The following is a 23,949-nucleotide window of genomic DNA, read 5'->3' on the forward strand; positions in this document are numbered from 1 at the left end:
AATGCGTAGGCCACCCCTGAGGATGCGTTTCTGAAATCACGGCGTTCTCTCCCGTCGATGCTTGTTGGAACAAGCATTCTCATCTAGTTAGGTGCGACATCGTGGCAAATATTCTGCGCGCGTCAAGCGAAAGCGCTGCCTGCGCAACGCGCGTGTTGTCCGCAACCGGAAGGATTCCTGAACGTGCCCGAAGCCGCCAATCTGGCCGTGATGGCCGGTCTCATGATCGGCCTGATCTATGGCGTGGTCGGGCTGCTCAGCGGCTTCTGCATGATGAGCAGCCTGCGCGGCTGGTGGGCCGACGGCGACCGCCGGCTGGTGCGAACTTTCGCCCTGGCGATGGGCATCGCCATCGTCGCCACACAGCTGCTCGCGGCCAACGGGGTCGTCGATCTCGGCAAATCGATCTATCTGCAGCCGACCTTCTCGGTGCCGCTGATGCTCTTGGGCGGTGTCCTGTTCGGCTACGGCATGGTGCTCGCCAACGGTTGCGGCTCGCGCGCGCTGGTGCTGCTCGGTCGCGGCAATCTGCGCTCCTTCGTCGTGGTGACGGTGCTGGCGATCGCAGCGGAGATGACGTTGAAGGGCCTGATCGCGCCGTTGCGCATCGCGCTGATGCAGGCCTCGCAGACCACGGCCGCGGCGACATCGCTTCCTGCGCTGCTGTCGGCCGGCGGCCTGCACGGTGCGCCAGCGCGCCTCTTGCCGGCGCTCGCGCTCGGCGGCGTCTTGATCGCGTTCGCCTTCGCGCATGCGCCGTTCCGGCGCGCGGCCGGGCAGATATTCGCCGGTCTCGTCGTCGGCCTGCTGGTCGCGGCCGGATGGTTTGCGACCGGCTATCTCGGCGCCGATGAGTTCAATCCGGTGCCGGTGGCGTCCCTGACCTTCGTCGCGCCGATCGCCGACGGCCTGCAATATGTGATGCTGTCGACCGGCTCGACGGTGAACTTCGGCATCGCAACGGTCGCCGGCGTGCTGGCGGGGAGTCTCGTGACGGCGCTGGTCACGCGCCGCTTCAAGCTCGAAGGTTTTCACTCGCCGAATCACATGCTGCGCTCGGTTGGCGGCGCCGCGCTGATGGGCATCGGCGGCGTGATGGCGCTGGGCTGCTCGGTCGGGCAGGGGCTCACGGGACTCTCCACTTTGGCGCTGCCATCGTTCGTTGCCATCACCGGCATTTTCATCGGCACGGCCGCAGGCCTGCGCGGCGCCTTGCGCGTGCGGCCGCTGAAGATGGAGCCGGAAGCGGCGCGTTAGCTCAGTCCGTCGCGCGCGTGACGATGCGGATCTCCGACGTCAGCGTCCGGTGCACCGGGCACTTGTCGGCGATCTCCATCAGCTTCCTGCGCTGCTCCTCATCGAGCGCGCCGTCCATGTGGATCTCGCGCTCGAGCTGATCGATCAGCCCGACCTTGGTCTCGCACGCCGCGCAGTCCTCCGCATGGATCTTGTTGTGACGCAGGGTCACGGTGATCAGGTCGAGCGGCAGCAATTTGCGGTCGGCATAGAGCCGCATCGTCATCGAGGTGCAGGCGCCGAGCGCCGCGAGCAGAAGGTCGTAGGGGCCCGGACCGGAGTCCTGGCCGCCGACGGAGAGCGGCTCGTCTGCGGTGAGATGGTGGGGCCCGAGCGCGATGCTCTGCTGCAGCTTGCTCGCCCGCGTCTCGCGCACGACGACGTCGCGCGGGCCATCGGTGGCCGCCGGCTCGACCGGCGCCGGTGCGACGTAGCGGCCGGCCCAGCTCGCGATCACCTCGGCGATATAGGCGGCATCTAGCTTGCTGCTGATGAGATGATCGGCGTGATCGAGCGAGATGAAGCTCTTCGGATGCTTGGCAGCGACGAAAATGTGGGTCGCGTTGTCGATGCCGACGGTCTCGTCGACAGGCGAGTGCATCACCAGCAGCGCCTTGTGCAGATGCTTGACCTTGTCCAGCAGGCGCTGCTCGGCGATGTCGTCGAGGAAGGAGCTGCTGATCCGGAACGGGCGCCCCGCGAGCGAGACCTCGGCCGAGCCGTCGCGGCGGATCGCCTCGAGGCCGTCCTTGAACATGTTGGTGACATGGCCCGGATCCGAAGGCGCGGCGATCGTCACGACGGCTTTCGCATCGGGAATGTCGCCGGCGGCCGCCAGCACGGCGGCGCCGCCGAGGCTGTGGCCGATCAGGATCGCCGGCGCCTGTCGGGTCTCGCGCAGATGATTGGCGGCGCGGACAAGATCGGCGACGTTGGAGGAGAACGTCGTGTTGGCGAAGTCGCCTTCGCTGGAGCCGAGGCCGGTGAAGTCGAACCGCAGCACGGCGATACCATGCGCCGTCAGCGCCATGGCGATGCGCCGCGCCGCATGCGTGTCCTTGCCGCAGGAGAAGCAATGCGCGAACAGCGCGTAAGCGCGCGGCGAACCGTTGGGCAGGTCGAGCGCAGCGGCAAGCTGCTCGCCGCTTGCGCCTTCAAACTGGAAACGTTCGGTCGGCATTTTGGGCCCCATTCGTTGCGTCTTCACTGCACATCGTCATACAACAGATAAGGCCATTCCAGCAGACATGATGGCGCATTCTCGCGGCCCTGCAACGGCCCGAGCTTTGCGGATCTTTGCCCCTCTGCAATCGAGAGGGCGCAGGGAAGGTCGGGAGCCTGCCGCCCCCATGGCCCGCCTGCGGAAAAAATGCAGGCGGCAGAACCACAGGTACGGCTGAGGACATCCCGGCCTTCCCTGCGCAATGGTTGGAACGGCTTATACGTGCTCTCTCCGGGGAACGGCTGTCTTGCCCCCGTCATCGCGATGTGCGTCATCCGCACCACGACTTGACGCCAGCACCGCGGCGCCGAGACCACACGATTTCGCCGTGCGCACCGGATCGTTCGTCCGCATGGAAGACCACGCTGCAACCCGTTGCGCCCACCGCATCCCGCGCTCCACGTCCGTGACGATCGCGATACGCCCCTCTGCAACGAGGCGGGACGGCGGTGAGTAAATCACGATTTTCAGAAATTTGCAAGGGGCATATTTTGTGGAAACGAGTCGGGACGAGGGATCACATTATTGACGCCATCACCGTTCGGTCCGCCCCGGGGGCTATCGCATTTGACGATCGTAGTTTTGCGCTCGCCTGCCTCAAGGTCGTCATGGCCGGGCTGGTCCCGGCCATCCACGCCGTTCGGCATGCTGGGAACGACGTGGATGCCCGGGACCAGCCCGGGCATGACGGAGTAACTAACTGGCGTACTTGTTCGTCGCGACGTATCTCCATATGCAGTCGGACTCTGGTCAGCCTAGGCAAGCGATCGATCTCAAGACCAGGCCATGATCACTCTCGCGGCGGCAGAAGCTCGATCTCCTGTTCGCCGTGCCGGATCGCTGTCGGCAGGTCTTGCGCGACGAGGTCGGAAATCCATTGGACGAGCGCGGGCAGGGCTTCGTCCTTCGCGCGCCGACGAAGTCCAGGCAAGTCCCGCTCGTGCGCGGTGCCGACTTTGATGTTGAGACGCTCATAAGGAATGTCGCCGTCCGGCGGCCGATATCGCGCATCGAACAGACGCCTGCCGTGGCTTCGAACGAGGTGGATGCGAATGCCGCCGAGATCTCTTGCGGTCAGTGCGGCGAGGATGACGCTCGGCTTGAGAAGATACCCGTAGCCCTTGGGGATCTTGCCGGTTTCTGAGGTGAACTCCATGCGATATCTCTGGCACGTTCGGAAACTGAGCCCGTAGGGTGGGCAAAGCGGAGCGTGCCCACCATTCTTTTCTTTTCAGCTTCATTTTCAGCGGCGACGGCGGTGGGCACGACGCTTCGCGTCTTTGCCCACCCTACGGTTTCCGTTGGGGGGCCCGTCACTCCGAATAGCGCTGCTCGGCCCAGGGGTCACCGCGGTTGTGATAGCCGCGCACCTCCCAATAGCCGGGCGCGTCCTTGTCCAGGAATTCGATCGCCTTCAACCATTTCGCGCTCTTCCAGAAGTACAGATGTGGCACAACGACGCGGACCGGGCCGCCATGCTCCTGGCTGAGCGGCGTGCCGGACCAACTGTGCGCGAGCAGCGCATCCTCGGCGGCGAAATCTTCCAGCGTCAAGTTGGTGGTGTAGCCGTCATTGGAATGCAGCACGACGAAATCGGCTGTGTCGCGCGGTCGGCAGGCGGCGAGCAGGTCGCGCGTCGCAAGACCTTCCCATTGATTGTCGTAGCGCGACCATGTCGTCACGCAATGGATGTCGGACACGAACTGGCGCTGCTCCTGGGCGAGGAAGGCGGAGAAATCCCAGAACAGAGGATTTTCCACCGCGCCATAGACATCGAGCCGCCAGCGCTCTGATGTGACCGAGGGCGTCAGTCCGAGATCGAGCACCGGCCAGTCGCGGGTCAGATGCTGGCCCGGCGGCAGGCGCTGGTCCTCGGGCCGCACGATCCGGCCGGTCAGGAATTTGCCCTCGTGAGCCCAGCGCTCCTTGCTGCGGGTCAGCTTGCTCTCGGGCGGTAGCCCGGACTCGTCAGCCATCTCAGCACCTCATCCGTGGTGGCAGCTCATTCATGGCGGTGCATCGCCGACGCATGCTTGGTGTCACGCATGGTCGCATAGATCAGTAGCGACGTGAAGATCACGCCCGTGAGATAATAATAGAACCAGGTCTCGTGCCCAATGCTCTTGAAGTAGAGCGCGATAGCCGGTGCGGTGCCGCCGAACAGCGAGACGGTGATCGCGTAGGGCAGGCCGACACCGAGCGCACGGACATTGGTCGGAAACAACTCGGCCTTCACCACCGCGTTGATCGAGGTGTAGCCGGCCGTGAAGATCCAGGCGCCGCAGATCAGCAGGAAAGCTGTGAACGGCTCCTTGGTGCCCTTCAGCACGGTCAGAATCGGGATCGTCGCCAGCGTGCCGGCGACGCCGAAGAAGATCAGCAGCGGCTTGCGGCCGATGCGATCGGAGATCGCGCCATAGAGCGGCTGTAGCACGCAGGCAAACAGCAGCGAGCCGAAGATCACCATCGTGGTCTGGTCCTCGGTGAGGCCGACCGACAGCTTGACGAAAGTCTGCATGTAGGTCGTGAAGGTGTAGAATGCCGCCGTGCCACCCGCGGTCAGGCCGACCACCAGCAACAGCTCTCTCGGATATTTGAGCAGCGCGGTGATCGATCCCGACGGACTGACCGTCTTCTTTGCTTCCACGAAGGCCTCGGTTTCATGCAGGTTCCGCCGCATGACGGCGGTGAAGATGGCGAGGCCGGCGCCGATCGCAAATGGAATGCGCCAGCCCCATGCCTTGAGCTCCTCGGTTGTCAAGAACACCTTCTGCAGGAGCAGCAGCACGATGATCGCGGTGAGCTGGCCGCCGATCAGGGTGACGTATTGGAAGCTCGAATAGAAGCCGCGATGCTTGGCGTCGGCGACCTCGGACAGGTAGGTGGCGCTGGCGCCATACTCGCCGCCGAGGCTGAGGCCCTCGATGACGCGGGCGAGCGCCAGGATGATCGGCGCGGCGATGCCGATGGTGGCATAGGTCGGCGTCACCGCAATGATCAGCGAGCCGAAGCACATGCAGAGGACCGAGACGGTCAGCGACAGCCGCCGGCCATGGTGATCGGCGAGATAGCCGAACAGCCAGCCGCCGAGCGGGCGCATCAGGAAGGTCGCGGCGAACACGACCGCGGCGTTGAGCTGCTCGACGACCGGGTCCTTCGATGGAAAGAAGGCCGGCGCGAAATACAGCGCAAACGCCGTATAGGCATAGAAATCGTACCATTCGACCAGGTTGCCGGCCGAGCCGATCAGGATCGCCTTGATGCGGCGCTCGACGTCGCTGAACGTCGTGGCTTCTTCGGCAGGCTCGATCACCTGGTCAGTCATATCCGGTCTCCGGCAAGCGTGATTTGCGGCCCTTCTACGGCAGCAGCCCCGATTGCCACAGACGATAACGGACATGGGTCCCATGTTCAGCGCATGGAACTCTGCGCGCGTGCCACAAGCAGTGTCGAGGCGGGGGCGCATCACGCTGCGGCCCATCCTTCGAGACGCCCGCCTTCGGCGGGCTCCTCAGGATGAGGGGAATGACTTAGCCCTTCGGCGCGCGCGGATCGATCGGGGTCGAGCCGGCAACGCCGAGGACGTCCTCCAGCGCCTTGGCGCCTGCGAGCAGCTTGGCGTCGGCGTGCGGTGCCGCGACCATTTGCAGTCCGACCGGAAGACCCGACGCCGTGAAGCCGCAGGGCAGCGACAGGGCTGGGCAGCAGGCCAGCGTGATCGCGTAGACGATGCCGAGCCATTGCACGTAGTTGTCGAACTTATGCCCGGCGCATTCGGCGACGTAGCGGTTCTCGACCGGGAAGGGCGGTACGATGGTGGCCGGCGCCAGCAGCAGATCATAGGTCTCGAAGAACTTGACGGCGCGCGCGGTGATCGCCACGCGCTGCGCCTCGGCGCGCGCGATCTGCGCGACCGTCAGCTTCAGCCCTTCCTCGATGTTCCAGATCACTTCCGGCTTCAACAGGTCGCGCTTGGTGCGCAACAGCTCAGCCTTGCTCATCGCGAAGTCGAGCGCGCGCAGCACGTGGAAGCATTCATGCGCCTCGCTGAAATCGGGATGCGCCTCCTCGACGATCACGCCCAACTCGGCGAAGCGCTGCGCCGCCTTGCGCGTGACCGCCGCGACTTCCGGATCGACGGGCGTGATGCCAAGATCCGGAGAGTAGGCAACGCGAACCGGCCTCTTGCCGGAGCGCGCCGCGGCCAGGAACGACGTCGCAGGCGAGGGCAGCGAGATCGGATCGGCGGCGTGCTCGCCGCTCATCGCGTCGAGCAGCAGCGCGAGATCCTCGACGTTGCGGGCCATCGGGCCCTGGACGCCGAGATTGCGGTCGATGGCCACGGCCGGCGTATGGGCGACGCGGCCGAAGCTCGGGCGCAGGCCGACGATGCCGCAGAAGCTCGCGGGATTGCGCAGCGAGCCGCCCATGTCGGAGCCATGCGCGAGCCAGGCCATGCCGGTCGCGAGCGCGACTGCAGCGCCGCCCGAGGAGCCTGCCGCCGAGCGGGACGTGTCCCAGGGATTGAGCGTCGCGCCGAACACCTCGTTGAACGTGTTGGCGCCGGCGCCGAACTCCGGCGTGTTCGACTTGGCATAGATCACGCCGCCATTGGCTTCGAGATGCTCGACCATGAGATCAGAGCGTTCCGGAATCCGGTCCTTGAAGATCGGCGAGCCCTGGGTGGTGAGCACGCCGGCGACGTCGGTGAGGTCCTTGATCGGCACGGGCAGCCCGGCCAGCGCCCCGCGCTCGGCAGCCGGTTTCTGCATCAGCGCCTTGGCGTGATCGCGCGCGCGGTCGAAGCACAGCGTCGGCAGCGCATTGACCTTGCCGTCGACGGCTGCGATGCGCGCTTCCAGCGCGTCGAGGCAATCCAGCGGCGTGACCTTGCCGGACTTCAACTTGTCGACGACGGCGCAGGCGCTCTCGCGGATCAATCCCTGGTCGGCCAAAGTGCAGTTCTCCTGATTGGAAGCGTCCCGGCGCAAAGTCGTAGATCATGTTTCGGCTGAGGTGGAAAGGTCGCGGCGATCAACCCCACCCTGCGCTGATGCCGCCATCGACGGTATAGATCACGCCGGAGGTGTAGCCGGCACGGTCCGAGGCCAGGAACGCCATCAGGTCGGCGATCTCCCTGACATGCGCGGGACGGCCGAGCGGCAGGCTCTTCTGGAATTCGGTGTAGCGGCTCTCGTCGCCGAACTGATGCTTGGCGCGGGTCTTGAGCAGAGTGACGTGGCGATCGGTGCCGACCGGCCCGGGATTGATGCCGACCACACGGATGTTGTCGGCGAGGCTCTTGGAGCCGAGCGCGCGGGTGAAGGCCATCAGCGCCGCATTGCCGGCGCTGCCGCAGATGTAGTTGGCGTCGAACTTCTCGCCGGCCGCGCCGATGTCGTTGATGATGACGCCGCCACCGCGCGCCTTCATCTGCGCATAGACCAGGCGCGTCAGATTGATGAAGCCGAACACCTTCAGGTCCCAGGCATGCCGCCAGGCCGCCTCGTCGATCTTGTCGATCGCGCCGCCCGGGATGTCGCCGGCATTGTTGACGAGGATGTCGATATCGGAAGCAGCTTCGGCCAGCCGCGCGACGTCCTCGCTCTTGCGCAGGTCCACGACATGCGCGGCCGCATCGATCTGATGCTTCGATCGCAGCTGCTCGACCAGGGCCGCGAGCCGGTCGCCACTGCGCGCTGCAAGCCTGACGTGACAGCCTTCCTCGGCGAAGGCTTCGGCGGCTGCGGCACCGATCCCCTTGGACGCGCCGGTGATGAGAACGCGCTTGCCGCGCAGATGAAGGTCCATGGACGTGCTCGCTGGGATGGGTGAGGAGATAGGATTGTCTGGCGCGTCAGCCATGCGGTCAATCTTGCACCGCAGCGTTGCGCTTGGGCGTGGTTTGGTTCATTCAGGCATTCGCCATTTCAGCCGGGCGTACCGGCGTAAACGACCAAGGATCCGCTCGATGAGCAAGAAGCCCTATCGCATCGCAGTCATTCCCGGCGACGGCATCGGCAAGGAGGTCATGCCCGAGGGCATTCGCGTGATCGAGACGGCGGCCAAGAAGCACGGCGTCGCGGTGCAGTTCGATCATTTCGACTTCTCGAGCTACGACTATTACGAGAAGCACGGCCAGATGATGCCGGACGACTGGAAGGCGCAGATCGGCGGCCATGACGCGATCTATTTCGGCGCCGTCGGCTGGCCCGCCAAGATCGCAGACCATGTGTCGCTGTGGGGCTCGCTCATCAAGTTCCGCCGCGAGTTCGATCAGTACGTCAATCTGCGTCCCGTGCGGCTGATGCCCGGCGTGCCGTCGCCGCTGGCGGGTCGCAAGCCCGGCGATATCGATTTCTGGGTGGTGCGCGAGAATACCGAAGGCGAGTATTCCTCCGTCGGCGGCCGCATGTTTCCGGACACCGACCGCGAGTTCGTCACCCAGCAGACGGTGATGACCCGCACCGGCGTCGACCGCATCCTGAAGTTCGCCTTCGAGCTCGCTCAATCCCGGCCGAAGAAGCATCTGACCTCGGCGACCAAGTCCAACGGCATTTCGATCACGATGCCTTACTGGGACGAGCGCGTCGAGGCGATGGCGAAGAACTATCCGGGCGTGAAGTGGGACAAGTACCACATCGACATCCTCACCGCGAACTTCGTGCTGCACCCGGACTGGTTCGACGTTGTCGTCGGTTCGAATCTGTTCGGGGATATTCTCTCGGATCTCGGCCCCGCCTGCACCGGCACGATCGGCATCGCGCCGTCGGGCAACATCAATCCCGAGCGCAATTTCCCGTCGGTGTTCGAGCCGGTGCACGGCTCGGCGCCCGACATCGCGGGGCAGGGCATCGCCAACCCGATCGGCATGATCTGGTCGGGCGCGATGATGCTGGAGCATCTGGGAGAGAAGACTGCAGCGCAGTCGATCGTCGGCGCGATCGAGCGGACGCTGGCCGAGCGGACGCTGCGCACGCGGGATCTGGGCGGCAACGCCGATACGGTGGCGTGCGGCAAGGCCGTCGCGGACATGGTGGACTAGTCGCCGCTATTTGCTCGATGTCGCCCCGGCGAACGCCGGGGCCCATAACCACCGGCCGTCGTTGTAGCCGCCGATATCTGCCACCGCGCGCCACTGATAAATCACGCGGTATGGGTCCCGGCGTTCGCCGGGACGACGGTGGGGGGGCGGCAGCTCGATCAACATCGTCATTGCGAGGAGCGTAGCGACGAAGCAATCCAGGGCCGTCGCGGGGACTCTGGATTGCTTCGCTTCGCTCGCAATGACGAAGGAGAGAGCCGTAGGGTGGGCAAAGGCGCGGCTCTGCTGCATCCCCGCATGAGATCGCGGTGGCGCCGTGCCCACCGTCTTGCCGCGTACGCGCTGATCGACGGTGGGCACGCTGCCGCCTAGCGGCGGCCGCTTTGCCCACCCTACGCGTCAACAACTACTTCTTCGCCACCCTGCGGCAGTGCTCCCACGCCGCGTGAATCAGGTTTTCGCTCGCTTCCGGCGTGCGGAAAGCCGAGTGCGCTGACAGCGTGACGTTGGGAATCGTCGTCAGCACGTGATCTGCCGGCAGCGGCTCGGTGTTGAACACGTCGAGGCCGGCGTGGCGGATGTGGCCGGAGCGCAGGGCGTCGATCATCGCTGCTTCGTCGACGATGGCCGCGCGGGCGGTGTTCACGAAGATCACGCCCGGCCGCATCTGCGCGATGCGGTCGCGGGACAGGAAGCCGCGGGTCTCGTCGTTGAGCAGGAGATGCAGCGAGACGACGTGGCTTTCTTTCAGCAGCGTATCGAGATCGACGAACGTCACGCCCGGATGGCTCTTCGGCGAGCGGTTCCAGGCGATCACCTTCATGCCGCTGCCCGACGCGATGCGCGCGACCTCCGCGGCGATGCCGCCGAAGCCGATCAGGCCGAGGGTCTTGCCGGTCAACTGCATGCCGTCATCGCGCAGCCAGTTGCCGGCGCGCATCTCGCGGTCCATCTGCGCGATGCCGCGGGCCGAGGCCCACATCAGCGCGATCGCTGCTTCTGCAACTGCCGTATCGCCATAGCCCTTGATCAGGTGCACGGTGATGTCGAGCTCGGCCAGCTCCTCCGGATTCATGTAGCTGCGCGCGCCGGTGCCGAGGAACACGACGTGCTTGAGCCCCTTGCACTGCTTCGCGACCTCGGTGGGCAGGGCGGTGTGATCGACCACGCCGATCTCGGCGCCATCGAGGATGGCGGGCCAGTCGTCCGGCTTGATGTCCGGATCGAGATGCACGCGCATCTCGGGATCGCCCGATCTTCGCTGCCGCTCGAAGATCTCGGCAAGCGACTCGTTGGCGTCGATGAAAACTCCGCGCACGTGAGGATCTCCTCTAAGGAAGTAGGCAAAATGGTCGCGCAGGACGAGGTCTGCTCCCTCCCCCCTTGTGGGGGAGGGTTGGGGAGGGGGGGGCTCCGGGCGACACCGCCGTTGTGGACCCCCACCCCCGACCCCTCCCCGCAAGGGGGAGGGGAGCTCAGTGTGCCTGCGCGACTTAGATCGGAGAATGATAACTTAAAGTAGGAGCGAGTGAGAGCAATCAGCCCGTCACGACGCCACGCCCGCCAGCGACAGCACGGTGTGCAGCAGCACGTTGGCGCCGGCGGCGCAGTCGGATTGCGTGGCATCCTCGAGCTCGTTGTGGCTGATGCCATCCTTGCAGGGCACGAACACCATCGCGGCCGGCATGATCGTGTTGAGATTGCAGGCGTCATGGCCCGCTCCCGACGTGATGCGCCGGTGCGAATAGCCGAGCGTGCCGGCAGCGCGCTCGACGGCATCGACCAGCTTGGGATCGAAGTGCGTCGGCGGCTTGCGCCAGACCTGGTCGATCGCGATCTCGACTTTGCGCTTCTTGGAAATCTCGCTCGCCGCCGCACGCAGGCTGGCATCGAGCGCGTCCAGCGTCTCGGCGTCGGCGCTGCGGCAGTCGATGGTGAAGGCGATCTCGCCGGGGATCACGTTGCGCGAGGGATTGGCGATCACGGCCTCGCCGATGGTGGCGACCGCGTTCGGTCCGAGCTTGAGCGCGATCTGCTCCAGGGTGAGCGCGAACTCCGACAGCGCCAGCAGCGCGTCGCGGCGCAGCGGCATCGGCGTCGAGCCGGCATGGCTCTCGAAGCCGGTGACCTTGCCGTCGTACCAGAACACGCCCTGGCCGTGATCGACCACGCCGATGGTCTTGTTCTCGGCCTCCAGGATCGGACCCTGCTCGATGTGCAGCTCGACGAAGCCCGAGAATGTCTGCGTGCCGACCTTGGTCTCGCCGCGATAGCCGATCTCGTCCAGCGCCGCGCCCACGGTCATGCCTGCGGCATCTGTCCGCGACAAAATGTCCTCGACCGTGAAGTCGCCGACATAGGCGGCCGACGCCATCATCGCCGGCGCGAAGCGCGAGCCTTCCTCGTTGGTCCAGTTGACGATGCAGAGCGGCGCGTCGGTCTCGATGCCGGCGTCGTTGAGCGTGCGGATCACCTCCAGCGCGCCGAGCGTGCCGAGAATGCCGTCGAACTTGCCGCCCGTCGGCTGGGTGTCGAGATGCGAGCCGAGCCCGACCGGCGGCTTCGACATGTCGCGGCCCTTGCGAAGTGCGAACATCGAGCCGAGCGTGTCGACGTGCACGTCGAGCCCGGCATCCTCGCAGGCTTTGCGGAACCAGTCGCGGACCTGCTTGTCCTCCTGGCTCAAGGTCAGCCGCCGCACGCCGCCCTTCGGCGTCGCGCCGAACTTGGCGGTCTCGTGAATGCTGTCCCAGAGGCGGGCGGAATCGATCTGCAGATTGGTGACGGCGCGGCTCATGCTTGAAATCCCTGTACTCCGGCATCCTGTCCATCGCGCGCCGCGACGATGGCGTCAACCGATGCCGCCGGATGGCTGGCCGTCTGCGCCGTCCTGGCTGCGAGCTCGGCGACGCGCTCGATCGCGACCATCTCGGGCGATGACAGCCAGCTCGCCGTGAAGGTCAGCGGCGGAATCCGCAAGTCCGTTTTCAACTCCTGCAGGCGTCCGCGCTCGATCTCGTTGGCGACGATCGCCGCGGGAATGACGGCGACGCCGAGGCCCTCGACGGCCATGTGGATCACGGTCGCCAGCGAGGCGCTGGCGTGCAGACGCATCGGCGGCAGATGCGGGCGATTGAAGAGCGAGCGCACATTGTCGTAGGGCTGGGTGTTGCGCGGGAAGGTGATGATTGGAAACCGTGCCATCTGCTCCGCCGTGATCAGGCCTTTGCCGAAACCCAAAGAGGGGCTGGCCAGGAAGCTGATCGGATAGTCGCACAGCACGCGGCTGCGGATGCCCGACGCGGACGGCGAGCCGAGCGCGAAGGCGAGCTCGATCTCCTGCGCCAGCAACCGCGCATGCAGGTTCGGCGTGACGTCGACCTCGATCTCCAGCGACAGGTTCGGATAGCTCTCGTTGACGCTCTTGATCAGCCGCGGCAGCCAGTCGTGCACGATGGTCTCGGCGACGCCGAGCCGAAGCACGCCGCGCATCGCGGAGCGGTCGCCGACCTCGGCCAGCATCTCCGCGCGCAGGCCGATCAGCTTCTCGGCATACACCAGCATCTGCCGTCCGCTCGCAGTCGGTGACGCCACGCGATGGTCGCGGTTCAGCAGCTTGACGCCGAGCTCGCGCTCGAGCTGGGCGATCCGCTGGGAAATGGCCGGCTGAGTGGTGTTCAGGCGCTGCGCCGCGCCGCGAAAGCTGCCAAGCTTCACCACCCAGAGGAAGGTCTCGATGGAACGGAAATCCAACATCGCGCCCCGCTCGGATCAATTTGTCTTATCGATCCCGATTAAAAACGAAGATTAGACTTTATAGCATGGCTGATGTTCAGTGAGTTTGTCGAGATATTAGGCAAGTGGCACAAATGACTGTTTCTGCGGCACTGCAGCAATCAGCGGGTGGGACTGAACTTCTCCCGAGCCATCAAGCCCGCCTGGATTATCGCACCGGCAGGGGCTGGAGCACGGCGGGGGTCGCAAACGGCTTCGTCCAGGGCAATCTGGCGATTATCCCCGAGACGTACGCTGGCGCCTTCCACCGCTTCTGTCAGCTCAATCCAAAACCGTGTCCGATCATCGGCATGTCCGAACCGGGCAAGCCTTTCATTCCGGCGCTCGGCGCCGACCTCGACATCCGCACCGATGTGCCGCGCTATCGCGTCTGGCGCGATGGCGAGATGGTCGAGGAGCCGACAGATCTGCTCTCGCACTGGCGCGACGACCTCGTCACCTTCGTGCTCGGCTGCTCGTTCTCGTTCGAGGAGGCGCTGATGGCGGACGGTCTGCCGATCCGCCACATCGAGCAGGGCTGTCGCGTGCCGATGTACCGCACCAACATCGCCTGCACGCCGTCGGGGCCGTTCGCGGGGCCGATGGTGGTGTCGATGCGCCCGTTCAAGCCGGCGCAGGCGATCCGCGCCGTGCAGATCACGACGCGCTTTCCCGCGGTGCACGGCGCGCCGGTGCATCTCGGTCATCCTGAGCAGATCGGCATCGCTGATCTCAACAAGCCGGACTACGGCGATCCGGTGCCCGTCGCCGCGGACGAAATCCCTGTTTTCTGGGCCTGCGGCGTCACACCGCAGGCGGTCATCGCCGCGGCCAAGCTGCCCTTCGCCATTACCCACGCGCCGGGCCTGATGCTGATCACCGATCTCAGGAACAAGGATCTCGCCGTCCTCTAATCAGCAGCTTGTGCTGCTTTTTGAGCCTTTACCACCGACGTCAACCGCTTCATCGATGCGCTTTCATCAGAGGATCTTGCCATGACCATTACGCGCCGTAACGTCCTGCTTGGAGCCACCGCTGCCGCTGCTCTCGGTCCGATCGCCGCCCGCGCCCAGACATCGGAAGTGAAGATCGGCGTCATCTATCCGTTCTCGGGCGCCAGCGCCCAGATCGGCGTCGACGCGCAGCGCGCGTTCGAGACGGCGGCCGAGATCATCAACGGCAAATACGACTACGACCTGCCGCTGGCCCGTACCGAGGGTCTGCCGGGTCTCGGCGGCGCCAAGATCAAGCTGGTGTTCGCCGATCATCAGGCGGATCCGCAGAAGGGCCGCGCCGAGGCCGAGCGCCTGATCACCCAGGAGAAGGTTGCAGCCGTCATCGGCTCCTATCAGAGCGCCGTCGCGGTGACGGCGAGCCAGATCTGCGAGCGCTACCAGATCCCGTATCTCTCCGCCGACAACTCCTCGCCGAGCCTGCATCGCCGCGGCTTGAAATACTATTTCCGCGCCGCGCCGCACGACGAGATGTTCTCGCAGGCGATGTTCGACTTCTTCGATGCGATGAAGAAGAAGGGCACCAAGATCGAGACGCTCGCGCTGTTCCACGAGGACACGATCTTCGGCACGGATTCGAGCAACGCCCAGCTCAAGCTCGCCAATGAGCGCGGCTACAAGATCGTCGCTGACATCAAGTACCGCGCCAACTCGCCGTCGCTGTCGGCCGAGGTGCAGCAGCTCAAGGCGGCCAATGCCGACGTGCTGATGCCGTCGAGCTACACCACCGACGGCATCCTGCTGGTCAAGACCATGGCCGAGCTCGGCTACAAGCCGAATGCGATCGTGGCGCAGGACGCCGGCTTCTCGGAGAAGGCGCTGTATGACGCGGTCGGCGACAAGCTCGAAGGCGTGATCTCGCGCGGCTCGTTCTCGCTCGATCTCGCCGCCAAGCGGCCGATGGTCGGCAAGATCAACGACATGTTCAAGGCGAAGTCGGGCAAGGATTTCAACGACTACTCCTCGCGCCAGTTCATGGGCCTGATCGTGATGGCCGACGCCATCAACCGCGCCAAGTCCGCCGACGGCGAGAAGATCCGCGACGCGCTGGCCGCGACCGACATGCCGGGCGAGCAGACCATCATGCCGTGGAAGCGGGTGAAGTTCGACGAGAGCGGCCAGAACAACGACGCCGATCCGGTGTTGCTGCAATATGTCGGCGGCAAGTTCGTCACCATCTTCCCGACCCAGGCGGCGGTGGCGCAAGCCAGTTGGCCGATGAAGTAAGCACGCGCAGGGCGCGGGCGGCGCTCTGCATCGGACCATGGCGGAGCATCGGTCGTGCTCCGTCATTGCGAGGAGCGCAGCGACGAAGCAATCCAGGGGCCCCAAAGAAGGTCTGGATTGCTTCGCTTCGCTCGCAATGACGGGGGAGCAAGTGAAGTGACAGCAGAAACAATCATCCAAAGTCTCGCCAGCGGCCTGTTGATGGGCCTGCTCTACGGTCTGATCGCCGTGGGGCTGGCACTCATCTTCGGCCTGATGGACGTCGTGAACTTCGCCCATGGCGAGTTCCTGATGATCGCGATGTACGCGACCTTCTTCCTGTTCGCTTATCTCGCGCTCGATCCGTTGCTTGCTGCACCGCTGGTCGCCGCCGCTCTGTTCGTGTTCGGGGCCGTGGTCTATCTGCTGATCGTCAGATTCGCGGTCCGTGCCAAGGCCAATACCGGCATGGTGCAGATCTTCTCCACCTTCGGGCTCGCGGTGCTGATGCGCGGGGTCGCGCAGTATTTCTTCACGCCGGACTATCGCAGCATTCCGCACTCCTGGCTCGGCGGCAAGACGATCTCGATCGCCGGCATCTACCTGCCGCAGCCGCAGCTGGTCGGCGCGCTGATCGCGATCGCGGCCTTCGCCGGGCTGTACTTCTTCATCCACCGCACCGATTTCGGCCGCGCGCTGGAGGCGACGCGTGAGGATGCCGGCGCGGTGGCGCTGGTCGGCATCGACAAGAACAAGGTGTTCGCACTCGGCTGGGGCCTTGGTGCGGCGCTGGTCGGCCTTGCCGGTGCGGTCATGGCGATCTTCTTCTATGTCTTTCCCGACGTCGGCGCGTCGTTCGCGACCATCGCCTATGTGACGGTGGCGCTCGGCGGCTTCGGCAGCGTATTCGGCGCCTTTGCCGGCGGCATCGTGGTGGGCCTCGTCGAGGCCATCACCACGCTGATCCTGCCGCCGTCGCTGAAGACTGTCGGAATCTACGGAGTCTATCTCCTCGTCGTCTTCATCCGCCCGCGCGGTCTGTTCGGATCGATCTGATGGATAAGGCATTCATCCAACGCCGTCGGCGCGACCTCGTCCTCGCCGCCTTCCTTGCGGCCATCGCCGCCGTCGTGCCGTTCTTCGTCAAGGACGTCTACGTCCAGAACATCATGGTGCTCACCCTGATGTATGCGGCGCTGTCGCAGAGCTGGAACATCCTGTCCGGCTATTGCGGTCAGATCTCGCTCGGCCATGCGCTGTATTTCGGGCTCGGGGCCTATACGACCGCGATCCTGTTCACCAAATTCGGCGTGCTGCCGTGGTTCGGCATGCTCGCCGGCGGTCTGATCTCTGCCGTCATCGCCATGGCGCTCGGCTATCCCTGCTTTCGGCTCGGCGGCCATTACTTCGTCATCGCGACCATCGTGATCGCGGAGATCACGCTGCTGCTGTTTCAGAACTGGGACTGGGCGGGTGCGGCGCTCGGCATCGACATTCCGGTGCGGCGCGACTCGTGGCTGACCTTCCAGTTCACCCGCTCCAAGCTGCCGTACTTCTACTTTGCGCTGGCGCTGGCCTGCGTCGCCTGGTTCGTGACTTGGTGGCTCGAGGATTCCAAGTGGGGCTATTGGTGGCGCGCGGTGAAGGACAATCCGGTCGCGGCGGAGAGCCTCGGCGTCGACGTGTTCAACTCCAAGATGGGGGCGGCGGCCGTTTCGGCCTTCCTGGTCGCCATCGGCGGCAGCTTCTATGCGCAGTTCGTCTCCTATATCGACCCCGAGAGCGTCATGGGCTTCCAGTTCTCGTTGCTGATGGCGCTGCCTGCCGTGCTCGGAGGCATCGGCACCTTGTGGGGCCCGATGCTCGGTGCCGTCATCCTGATCCCGCTGACCGAGCTGACCCGCTCCTATATCGGCGGCTCGGGCCGCGGCGTCGACCTGATCGTCTATGGCGGCCTGATCATCGCGATCTCGCTGGCGCGGCCGCAGGGGCTGGTCAGTCTGTTCTCCCGCAAGCCGAGGCCGGCCGCCCAGCCGGCGAGAGAGGCGGTGGCGTCATGACCGCGCTGTTGGAAACCCGCAACGTTACCCAGCGCTTCTCCGGCCTGACCGCGAACTCCGACGTCTCGATTTCGGTCGGGCGCGGCGAGATCGTCGGCCTGATCGGGCCGAACGGCGCCGGCAAGTCGACCTTGTTCAACCTGATTGCCGGCGCGTTCAAGCCGACTGAAGGCGCGATCATCTTCGACGGCGAGGACGTCACGGCGCTGCCGGCAGCCGAGCGCTGCCAGCGTGGCATCGGCCGCACCTTCCAGGTCGTGAAGAGCTTTGAGAGCATGACGGTGATCGAGAACGTCATCGTCGGCGCGCTGGTGCGCACCACTGTCATGCGCGAGGCGCGGCGGAAGGCGCATGACGTGCTGGCCTTCTGCGGGCTCGATACGCGTGCCGACGTGCTGGCGAGCGACCTCGTGCCGTCGGAGAAGCGGCGGCTGGAAGTGGCCCGCGCGCTCGCGACCGAGCCGAAGCTGCTGCTGCTCGACGAGGTGCTGACCGGCCTCACGCCCGTCGAGTCGCAGAAGGGCGTCGAACTCGTGCGCCGCGTGCGCGACACCGGCATCACGGTGCTGATGGTCGAGCACGTCATGGAGATCGTGATGCCGCTGGTCGATCGCGCCATCGTGCTCGATCTCGGCAAGGTGCTGATCGAAGGCAAGCCCAAGGATGTCGTCCGCGATCCCAAAGTCATTTCCGCCTATCTTGGAGACCGCCATGCTGTCGGTGCGTGACGTCACCACCGCCTATCAGGGCCTGGTCGCGATCTCGAACGTCTCGATCGACGTCAACAAGGGCGAGATCGTCTGCGTCGCCGGTGCCAATGGCGCCGGCAAGTCGACGCTGCTGAAGTCGATCGCCGGCGCCGAGCGGCCGCGTGCGGGCACTGTCACCTTCGACGGCAATCGCATCGACGGCATGGCGCAGCATCTGATCACCGCCAAGGGCATCGCCTATGTGCCGGAGAACCGCCGGCTGTTTCCGCGGCTCTCGGTGCGCGACAACTTAAGGCTCGGCAGCTATCTGTATCGCGGCGAGGCCAATCGCGAGGAGCCGCTCGACTTCGTGTTCAAGCTGTTTCCGCGGCTGTCGGAGCGGCTGGAGCAGCGCGCGGAAACGCTGTCCGGTGGCGAGCAGCAGATGCTGGCGATCGGCCGCGCTTTGATGACCCGGCCGCGGCTTCTGATGCTCGACGAGCCGTCGCAGGGCATCATGCCGAAGCTGGTCGACGAGATCTTCCAGGCGGTGAAGCGCATCCGCGACGCCGGCATGACCGTGCTGATCGTCGAGCAGCGCATGGCCGAATGCCTGGAGATCGCCGACCGCGCCTACATCCTCCAGACCGGCCGGGTGCTGATGCAGGGCACGTCGGCGGAGATCAGCGGCAACAAGGATGTGCGGAAGGCGTATTTGGGATTGTAGTCGGGTAGGGTGGGCAAAGCGGCACCGTTAGGCGCCGCGTGCCCACCGGCGGTGCCGGTGAGGGAGGTCGGTGGGCACGGTGCGCGAGACACCTTTGCAAATGAGCGACGACCGCGGCGCGCCTTTGCCCACCCTACGTTTTCATGCAGCTACACCATGCCCTTACCAGCGTCGGAGCCCTGGCGGCGCTGGCGGGCCTGCAGCACCAGGATCACGGACAGCGCGGCGAAGATCACCACGAACGACACCGCCGAGGTCAGCGTGCCCAGCGCGTAGATGTCGGGCTTCGTCACCGTCGTTGTCAGGCCCTGCAGCTCCAGCGGCAGGGTGTTGACGGAGCCGATGGCCTGGCTGGAGCGGGCGAGCTCGTCCCAGGAGAGCGTAAAGCCGAACAGGCCGATGCCGACCACGGAGGGCAGGATGATCGGCAGCACGACATGGCGGAAGGTCTGCCAGGGCGTGGCGCCGAGGTCGCGCGCGGCTTCCTCCAGCCGGCCGTCGAAGCGGTTGAAGATCGCGAACATGATCAGGAGGCCGAACGGCAAGGTCCAGGTGAGATGCGCACCAAGGCCCGACGTGAACAGGCCCATGGCCGTGGTATAGCCGTCGGCGAGCCAGCCGAGCCCGACATTGGCGCCGTGCTTGTTGACGAAGTCGTCGATCAGCCGGAATTCGAGCGCGATGCCGAGCGAGGTGATGATCGACGGCATGATCAAGCTCGCGATCGCCGTGTAGAACAGCACCGAGGCGCCGCGGAACGGCTTGCGGAAGGCCATGCCGGCGGCGACCGACAGCACCACGGTGATCACCATCACGACGAGCCCGAGCGCCAGCGACCGCTTGAACGCTGCGCCGATATCGACGATGCCGCCGCCGGAAAACACTTTTCCGAACCAGGTCAGCGACACCCCGTTCATCGGAAAGGTGAGGCCGCCGTCGGGCCCCTGGAATGACAGGATGTAGATCGCGATCATCGGCCCGTACAGGAACAGCACATAGGCCGAAAAGAACAAGGCGAGGATGTAGAACGAGCGCGGCCGCTTGTCGCCCATGGCTCAGAGCTCCTTGCGCACGTCGACGATCCGCGTCAGCGCGGAGATGATGATGATGGTGATACCGAGCAGGATCACGGCATTGGCGGCGGCGGCCGGGAATTGCAGCGCGGAGAGGCGCGCTTCGATGATCTTGCCGGCGGAGGCAATCTGCTGGCCGCCCATCACGCCGATGGTGACGAAGTCGCCCATGACGATCGTGATGACGAAGATCGAGCCGATCACGATGCCGGGCTTCGACAGCGGAATGACGATGTTGACCAGTGTCTGCCAGCCCGACGCGCCGGCATCATAGGCGGCCTCGATCAGCCGCTTGTCGATGCGGATCATCGAATTGAAGATCGGCACCACCATGAAGAACGTGAACAGGTGCACCAGCGCCAGCACCACCGAAAATTCGGAGAACAGCAGCCACTCGATCGGCTTGTTGACGAGGCCCACACCTTGCAGGCCCTGATTGACGAGGCCGTTGCGCCCCAGCAGCGGGATCCAGGCGATCATCCGGATCACGTTCGATGTCCAGAACGGGATCGTGCACAACAGCGACAGCACGATCTGCCAGGTCTTGCTGCGAACGTGGAAGGCGAGGAAATAGGCGACCCAGAAGCCGATCATCAGCGTCAGGCCCCAGGTCAGGAGGCACAGCTTCAGCGTCTTGAGATAGGTCTTCAGGATGGTGCACAGCTCGGGCAGGTTGGCGACGCAGCCCTCGAACGTGTCGGTGTAGCCGCGGAAGCTGAACGCCGGGATCATCTCATATTCGTTGTAGTCCCAGGCGCTGACGACGACGACGAGCACGAGCGGCAACAGGAAGAACAGCGCGAACACCAGCATCATCGGGCCGGCCTGCAGCCAGGCGATCGAGCGCATGGTGATCTTGCGCAAAGCGCTCTCCGCCGGCGCCACGCTGTCAGGCGAATTGTCGATCGTCACGGCCACGGATGCAACCTGTCGTCCTGTGTGTGCGGGAGAGAGAGAAGGAGGCCTGCCGCGCGGGAAAGCACGGCACGGCAGGCCGGGATCGTCACATCAGGCGGCGATGAACTCGTTCCACTTGCGGACCATGTAGTCGTTCTCGTCCATGACCGCGTTCCAGCACACGACGTTGCCCATGCGGTCCTCGTAGGAGCCGCCATCGCGCACGGCGCCGGCCTTCTCCATCAGGGTGCCGTCCGGCGCCTTGATGTCGGCCTTCGCCGGCTTGCCTTCCATCCAATAGCCCCACTCGTCCTCGGTCATGTTGGCCTTGGCGGTGGAGAGCACGGCCGAGTAGTAACCCTGGCGGTTGAGATAGGCGCCGGCCCAGCCGGACAAGTACCAGTTGACGAACTCATAGGCCCAGTCGAGCTTCGGGCCGCCGGCCACCGCCTTGGAGACGCAGAAGCCCGAGGCCCATGAGCGGTAGCCTTCCTTGAGCGGCTGGAAGGTGCAGGGGATGCCCATCGACCGCACCTTGGTGACCGCCGGCGACCACATCGACTGGATCACGGTCTCGCCCGAGGCCATCAGGTTGACGGACTCGTTGAAGTCCTTCCAGAACGCGCGGAACTGGCCGGCCTTCTTGGCCTCGGTCAGGACCTTCATCGTCAGGTCGATCTCGGCCTTGGTCATGTTGCCCTTGTCGGCATATTTGTACTGGCCGGTCGCCTCGACGACGAGGGCGGCGTCCATGATGCCGATCGAGGGGATGTTGAGGATCGAGGCCTTGCCCTTGAATTCGGGGTTGAGCAGCTCGGCCCAGGAGTTGATCGGGCGCTTGATCAGGTCGGGACGGATGCCGAGCGTATCGGCATTGTACACGGTCGGGATCAAGGTGACGAACTCGGTCGGCGTCGCCGAGAAGGTCTTGGAGTTCGCCCCCTCGAGATAGAGCACCTTCCACGGCGCGGTGCCCTGGCCGCCGATCTTCTTGCCGTTCGGCAGCTCGCCCTTGGTGAAGACGGGCGTGATGTTGTCGAACTCCTTGATCTTGCGCGCGTCGAGCGGAAAGATGTTGCCGGACGGCACCAGCTTCTTCAGCGAGAAATATTCGGTGTCGAGCACGTCGAAGGAGTTCGGCTGGGTGATGACGCGCTTGGTCACGTCGTCGGTCGTCGCCGTGATGTATTCGATCTTGATGCCGGTGTCGGCGAGGCACTTCTTCGAGATCTCGTCGCCCTCGTTCACGGCGGTGCCGAGATAGCGCAGCACCTTGGCGTCGGCTGCGTGGACATAGGGCGCGCTGAGCAGCGTGCCCGAGCCGGCGAGACCGGCGACGCCCGCCGCGCCCTTGAGCAGCGTGCGGCGGCTGATGGATGTTGTCTTCGATCGGTCGGTCATGATCATCTCCTTGGGAAAACGAGCAAACGAAATCAGGCGACCAGCTCAGCGGCCGGTGCGGCTGCTGCTGCGGGACGGGTCGTCAGCGCATCGGCGAGCGCCGGATTCCAGGTGACGACGACGCGCTCGCCGATGCTGTGGGTCTGTGCATCGAACTGATCGTCGCTGAGCTGCGCCGAGATCTCGGGGCCGCCATCGGTCGCCACCGCGACCAGCACATAGGTGCCCTGATATTCGATCTTGCTGATCGTGCCCGGCACGGCCGGACCGTCGACCGCCGCAGTCGGCGCCTTGAGCTGGATGCGGTCGACGCGTACGGCAAAGGTCTCGCCGTTCAGCGGGATCACGTTGTGACCGCCGATGAAGCGGGCGGCGAATTCGGTGCGTGGATGATTGAAGATCTCGCGCGGGCTGCCCTGCTGCTCGATGCGGCCGCCATTCATCAGCACCACGAGGTCGGACAGCGCCATGGCCTCGTCCTGGCCATGGGTGACATGGACGAAGGTGAGGCCGAGCTCGCGCTGCAGCCGCTTCAGCTCGGCGCGCATGCGCAGGCGCAGGAACGGGTCGAGCGCCGACAGCGGCTCGTCGAGCAGCAGGATCTGCGGCGAGGTGATCAGCGCGCGGGCCAGTGCCACGCGCTGCTGCTGGCCGCCGGAAAGTTGCGCCGGAAGTCGGCCTGCATAGCTCTGCATGTCCACGAGCTCGAGCAGCTCGCGTGCCTTGGCGTGGCGCTCGGGCTTGGACACGCCTTTCATCTTCAACGCAAACGCCACGTTGTCGATGACCGAGAGATGCGGAAACAGCGCGTAGGACTGGAACATCATCGCGGTGCCGCGCCCGGCGGGCGGCAGCTCGGTGACGTTCTTGGCGCCGACGATGATGTCGCCCGATGTCGCCGACTCGTGGCCGGCGATCATGCGCAGGGTGGAGGTCTTGCCGCAGCCGGACGGACCGAGCAGGCAGCAATAGGAGCCGGCGGGAATCCGCAGATCGATCGCGTCGACGGCGGTGACGTGACCGTACATCTTCGTCACCCTCACCAGTTCCAAGCTCGCGCCCGCCGCCATCCGCCCTCCGTCGTCCTGTCGCGTGTCGGTCATGATCGCGGCTCGCTCCATCGGGCGGCTGCGATCCGATCCGTCTGATGTCTGCAACGGATATGCCAAGGGTCGCCGTGGGGGCGGGGCAGTGCGCGAAGATTGCGCGTTGGGCGAGATGCGTATGCAACGCTCGAAAGGGCATTCCCCGGTCCCGGCGGCAGCCCGCTCAGATCGGGCGCCGATCCGGCCAAACAGCCGCGCCCACGCCGATGTGGAGGCATTTTGCCCTTGTCCTTTCGTGCTCCGGGCGTGCTGAGCGATGGGCTGCAATCGATGGTGGAAGAGCGGGGCGCATCCTCGCGCCGCGGCAGTGGTGTGCTGCCGGTGCCGTCCTTGTTCGATCGATCCGCCCGTGATTGCTGCCGCAGCCTTATCTTGCCTCAATATTAGGCATCGTTGCCGTCTGGAGGCAAGGCAGCTTGATCAGTGACAAGGCGGCGCAG

General features: G+C 65.1%; 22 protein-coding genes. 8 read left to right on the forward strand and 14 right to left on the reverse strand.

The window, feature by feature from the left end; all coding sequences use genetic code 11:
• The first annotated feature begins 210 nt into the window (after window positions 1–210).
• A complete protein-coding gene (locus QX126_RS04685) occupies window positions 211–1,257 on the forward strand; it encodes a YeeE/YedE family protein (protein WP_315779865.1) in 1,047 nt (348 codons plus the stop codon).
• Between the two features lies 1 nt (window position 1,258).
• On the opposite strand, the gene QX126_RS04690 is transcribed toward QX126_RS04685, so the two are convergent.
• The 6 genes from QX126_RS04690 to QX126_RS04715 all read right to left on the reverse strand — a co-directional run bounded on the left by QX126_RS04690 (window position 1,259) and on the right by QX126_RS04715 (window position 8,329).
• Window positions 1,259–2,476 carry a bifunctional alpha/beta hydrolase/OsmC family protein gene (locus QX126_RS04690; RefSeq protein ID WP_315779583.1) on the reverse strand — a complete coding sequence of 406 codons (1,218 nt, stop codon included), beginning with the start codon at window positions 2,474–2,476 and terminating at the stop codon, window positions 1,259–1,261.
• Window positions 2,477–3,308: 832 nt separating this feature from the next.
• Window positions 3,309–3,674, reverse strand: a complete 366-nt coding sequence (locus QX126_RS04695) for a hypothetical protein (protein ID WP_315779585.1) — start codon at window positions 3,672–3,674, stop codon at window positions 3,309–3,311.
• 157 nt (window positions 3,675–3,831) lie between these two features.
• A complete protein-coding gene (locus QX126_RS04700; protein ID WP_315779586.1) occupies window positions 3,832–4,494 on the reverse strand; it encodes a sulfite oxidase-like oxidoreductase in 663 nt (220 codons plus the stop codon).
• 26 nt (window positions 4,495–4,520) lie between these two features.
• Window positions 4,521–5,843 carry an MFS transporter gene (locus tag QX126_RS04705; RefSeq protein ID WP_315779588.1) on the reverse strand — a complete coding sequence of 441 codons (1,323 nt, stop codon included), beginning with the start codon at window positions 5,841–5,843 and terminating at the stop codon, window positions 4,521–4,523.
• 205 nt (window positions 5,844–6,048) lie between these two features.
• Window positions 6,049–7,473: an amidase gene (locus QX126_RS04710; RefSeq protein ID WP_315779590.1), complete on the reverse strand. Its 1,425-nt coding sequence runs from the start codon at window positions 7,471–7,473 to the stop codon at window positions 6,049–6,051.
• Between the two features lie 79 nt (window positions 7,474–7,552).
• Window positions 7,553–8,329 carry an SDR family oxidoreductase gene (locus QX126_RS04715; RefSeq protein WP_315776434.1) on the reverse strand — a complete coding sequence of 259 codons (777 nt, stop codon included), beginning with the start codon at window positions 8,327–8,329 and terminating at the stop codon, window positions 7,553–7,555.
• 160 nt (window positions 8,330–8,489) lie between these two features.
• Between QX126_RS04715 and QX126_RS04720 the strand changes: the two genes are divergently transcribed.
• Window positions 8,490–9,563 (forward strand): tartrate dehydrogenase, encoded by a 1,074-nt coding sequence (locus tag QX126_RS04720; protein ID WP_315776435.1) that lies wholly within the window; start codon window positions 8,490–8,492, stop codon window positions 9,561–9,563.
• A 6-nt stretch (window positions 9,564–9,569) separates the two neighbouring features.
• Here the strand turns inward: QX126_RS04720 and QX126_RS04725 are convergent, their stop codons facing one another.
• The 4 genes from QX126_RS04725 to QX126_RS04740 all read right to left on the reverse strand — a co-directional run bounded on the left by QX126_RS04725 (window position 9,570) and on the right by QX126_RS04740 (window position 13,319).
• The gene (locus QX126_RS04725; RefSeq protein ID WP_315779591.1) at window positions 9,570–9,923 is read right to left on the reverse strand and encodes a hypothetical protein; all 354 of its coding nucleotides are present in this window, start codon (window positions 9,921–9,923) and stop codon (window positions 9,570–9,572) included.
• A gap of 46 nt (window positions 9,924–9,969) precedes the next feature.
• Window positions 9,970–10,881: an NAD(P)-dependent oxidoreductase gene (locus QX126_RS04730; protein WP_315779594.1), complete on the reverse strand. Its 912-nt coding sequence runs from the start codon at window positions 10,879–10,881 to the stop codon at window positions 9,970–9,972.
• 228 nt (window positions 10,882–11,109) lie between these two features.
• A complete protein-coding gene (locus QX126_RS04735) occupies window positions 11,110–12,360 on the reverse strand; it encodes a Zn-dependent hydrolase (protein WP_315779595.1) in 1,251 nt (416 codons plus the stop codon).
• Window positions 12,357–13,319 carry a LysR family transcriptional regulator gene (locus QX126_RS04740; RefSeq protein ID WP_315737224.1) on the reverse strand — a complete coding sequence of 321 codons (963 nt, stop codon included), beginning with the start codon at window positions 13,317–13,319 and terminating at the stop codon, window positions 12,357–12,359. The genes QX126_RS04735 and QX126_RS04740 overlap by 4 nt, the downstream gene beginning before the upstream one ends.
• Window positions 13,320–13,432: 113 nt before the next feature.
• Between QX126_RS04740 and QX126_RS04745 the strand changes: the two genes are divergently transcribed.
• The 6 genes from QX126_RS04745 (at window position 13,433) to QX126_RS04770 (ending at window position 19,032) form a co-directional block, all read left to right on the forward strand.
• Window positions 13,433–14,251 carry a putative hydro-lyase gene (locus QX126_RS04745; RefSeq protein ID WP_315779597.1) on the forward strand — a complete coding sequence of 273 codons (819 nt, stop codon included), beginning with the start codon at window positions 13,433–13,435 and terminating at the stop codon, window positions 14,249–14,251.
• 81 nt (window positions 14,252–14,332) lie between these two features.
• Window positions 14,333–15,577, forward strand: a complete 1,245-nt coding sequence (locus tag QX126_RS04750) for an ABC transporter substrate-binding protein (RefSeq protein ID WP_315779600.1) — start codon at window positions 14,333–14,335, stop codon at window positions 15,575–15,577.
• A 156-nt stretch (window positions 15,578–15,733) separates the two neighbouring features.
• Window positions 15,734–16,612: a branched-chain amino acid ABC transporter permease gene (locus tag QX126_RS04755; RefSeq protein WP_315779602.1), complete on the forward strand. Its 879-nt coding sequence runs from the start codon at window positions 15,734–15,736 to the stop codon at window positions 16,610–16,612.
• Window positions 16,612–17,616: a branched-chain amino acid ABC transporter permease gene (locus QX126_RS04760; RefSeq protein ID WP_315779604.1), complete on the forward strand. Its 1,005-nt coding sequence runs from the start codon at window positions 16,612–16,614 to the stop codon at window positions 17,614–17,616. The genes QX126_RS04755 and QX126_RS04760 overlap by 1 nt, the downstream gene beginning before the upstream one ends.
• On the forward strand, window positions 17,613–18,344 hold the full coding sequence (locus QX126_RS04765) for an ABC transporter ATP-binding protein (protein ID WP_315779606.1): 732 nt from the start codon (window positions 17,613–17,615) through the stop codon (window positions 18,342–18,344). Before QX126_RS04760 ends, QX126_RS04765 begins: the two co-directional genes overlap by 4 nt.
• The gene (locus tag QX126_RS04770) at window positions 18,328–19,032 is read left to right on the forward strand and encodes an ABC transporter ATP-binding protein (RefSeq protein WP_315779608.1); all 705 of its coding nucleotides are present in this window, start codon (window positions 18,328–18,330) and stop codon (window positions 19,030–19,032) included. Before QX126_RS04765 ends, QX126_RS04770 begins: the two co-directional genes overlap by 17 nt.
• A gap of 149 nt (window positions 19,033–19,181) precedes the next feature.
• Here the strand turns inward: QX126_RS04770 and QX126_RS04775 are convergent, their stop codons facing one another.
• From QX126_RS04775 to QX126_RS04790, 4 genes are all read right to left on the reverse strand, one after another.
• Window positions 19,182–20,084, reverse strand: a complete 903-nt coding sequence (locus QX126_RS04775) for an ABC transporter permease (RefSeq protein WP_315737232.1) — start codon at window positions 20,082–20,084, stop codon at window positions 19,182–19,184.
• 3 nt (window positions 20,085–20,087) lie between these two features.
• Complete coding sequence (locus QX126_RS04780; RefSeq protein WP_315779610.1) at window positions 20,088–21,023, reverse strand: ABC transporter permease; 936 nt, start codon at window positions 21,021–21,023, stop codon at window positions 20,088–20,090.
• A 90-nt stretch (window positions 21,024–21,113) separates the two neighbouring features.
• On the reverse strand, window positions 21,114–22,403 hold the full coding sequence (locus tag QX126_RS04785; RefSeq protein WP_315779611.1) for a PotD/PotF family extracellular solute-binding protein: 1,290 nt from the start codon (window positions 22,401–22,403) through the stop codon (window positions 21,114–21,116).
• A 32-nt stretch (window positions 22,404–22,435) separates the two neighbouring features.
• Window positions 22,436–23,473, reverse strand: a complete 1,038-nt coding sequence (locus tag QX126_RS04790) for an ABC transporter ATP-binding protein (protein ID WP_315779867.1) — start codon at window positions 23,471–23,473, stop codon at window positions 22,436–22,438.
• Window positions 23,474–23,949: the final 476 nt, after the last annotated feature.

Source organism: Bradyrhizobium sp. SZCCHNPS1003 (assembly GCF_032381555.1).
Classification (GTDB): Bacteria; Pseudomonadota; Alphaproteobacteria; order Rhizobiales; family Xanthobacteraceae; genus Bradyrhizobium.

Excerpts from the sequence above, each read along its gene's own strand:
- QX126_RS04745 (WP_315779597.1), top strand. The coding sequence starts at position 13,433 with ATGACTGTTTCTGCGGCACTGCAGCAATCAGCGGGTGGGACTGAACTT.
- QX126_RS04690 (WP_315779583.1), bottom strand. The coding sequence starts at position 2,476 with ATGCCGACCGAACGTTTCCAGTTTGAAGGCGCAAGCGGCGAGCAGCTT.
- QX126_RS04785 (WP_315779611.1), bottom strand. The coding sequence starts at position 22,403 with ATGACCGACCGATCGAAGACAACATCCATCAGCCGCCGCACGCTGCTC.
- QX126_RS04790 (WP_315779867.1), bottom strand. The coding sequence starts at position 23,473 with ATGGCGGCGGGCGCGAGCTTGGAACTGGTGAGGGTGACGAAGATGTAC.
- QX126_RS04720 (WP_315776435.1), top strand. The coding sequence starts at position 8,490 with ATGAGCAAGAAGCCCTATCGCATCGCAGTCATTCCCGGCGACGGCATC.
- QX126_RS04750 (WP_315779600.1), top strand. The coding sequence starts at position 14,333 with ATGACCATTACGCGCCGTAACGTCCTGCTTGGAGCCACCGCTGCCGCT.
- QX126_RS04775 (WP_315737232.1), bottom strand. The coding sequence starts at position 20,084 with ATGGGCGACAAGCGGCCGCGCTCGTTCTACATCCTCGCCTTGTTCTTT.
- QX126_RS04760 (WP_315779604.1), top strand. The coding sequence starts at position 16,612 with ATGGATAAGGCATTCATCCAACGCCGTCGGCGCGACCTCGTCCTCGCC.
- QX126_RS04685 (WP_315779865.1), top strand. The coding sequence starts at position 211 with ATGGCCGGTCTCATGATCGGCCTGATCTATGGCGTGGTCGGGCTGCTC.
- QX126_RS04700 (WP_315779586.1), bottom strand. The coding sequence starts at position 4,494 with ATGGCTGACGAGTCCGGGCTACCGCCCGAGAGCAAGCTGACCCGCAGC.
- QX126_RS04770 (WP_315779608.1), top strand. The coding sequence starts at position 18,328 with ATGCTGTCGGTGCGTGACGTCACCACCGCCTATCAGGGCCTGGTCGCG.
- QX126_RS04705 (WP_315779588.1), bottom strand. The coding sequence starts at position 5,843 with ATGACTGACCAGGTGATCGAGCCTGCCGAAGAAGCCACGACGTTCAGC.
- QX126_RS04715 (WP_315776434.1), bottom strand. The coding sequence starts at position 8,329 with ATGGACCTTCATCTGCGCGGCAAGCGCGTTCTCATCACCGGCGCGTCC.
- QX126_RS04735 (WP_315779595.1), bottom strand. The coding sequence starts at position 12,360 with ATGAGCCGCGCCGTCACCAATCTGCAGATCGATTCCGCCCGCCTCTGG.
- QX126_RS04765 (WP_315779606.1), top strand. The coding sequence starts at position 17,613 with ATGACCGCGCTGTTGGAAACCCGCAACGTTACCCAGCGCTTCTCCGGC.
- QX126_RS04695 (WP_315779585.1), bottom strand. The coding sequence starts at position 3,674 with ATGGAGTTCACCTCAGAAACCGGCAAGATCCCCAAGGGCTACGGGTAT.
- QX126_RS04740 (WP_315737224.1), bottom strand. The coding sequence starts at position 13,319 with ATGTTGGATTTCCGTTCCATCGAGACCTTCCTCTGGGTGGTGAAGCTT.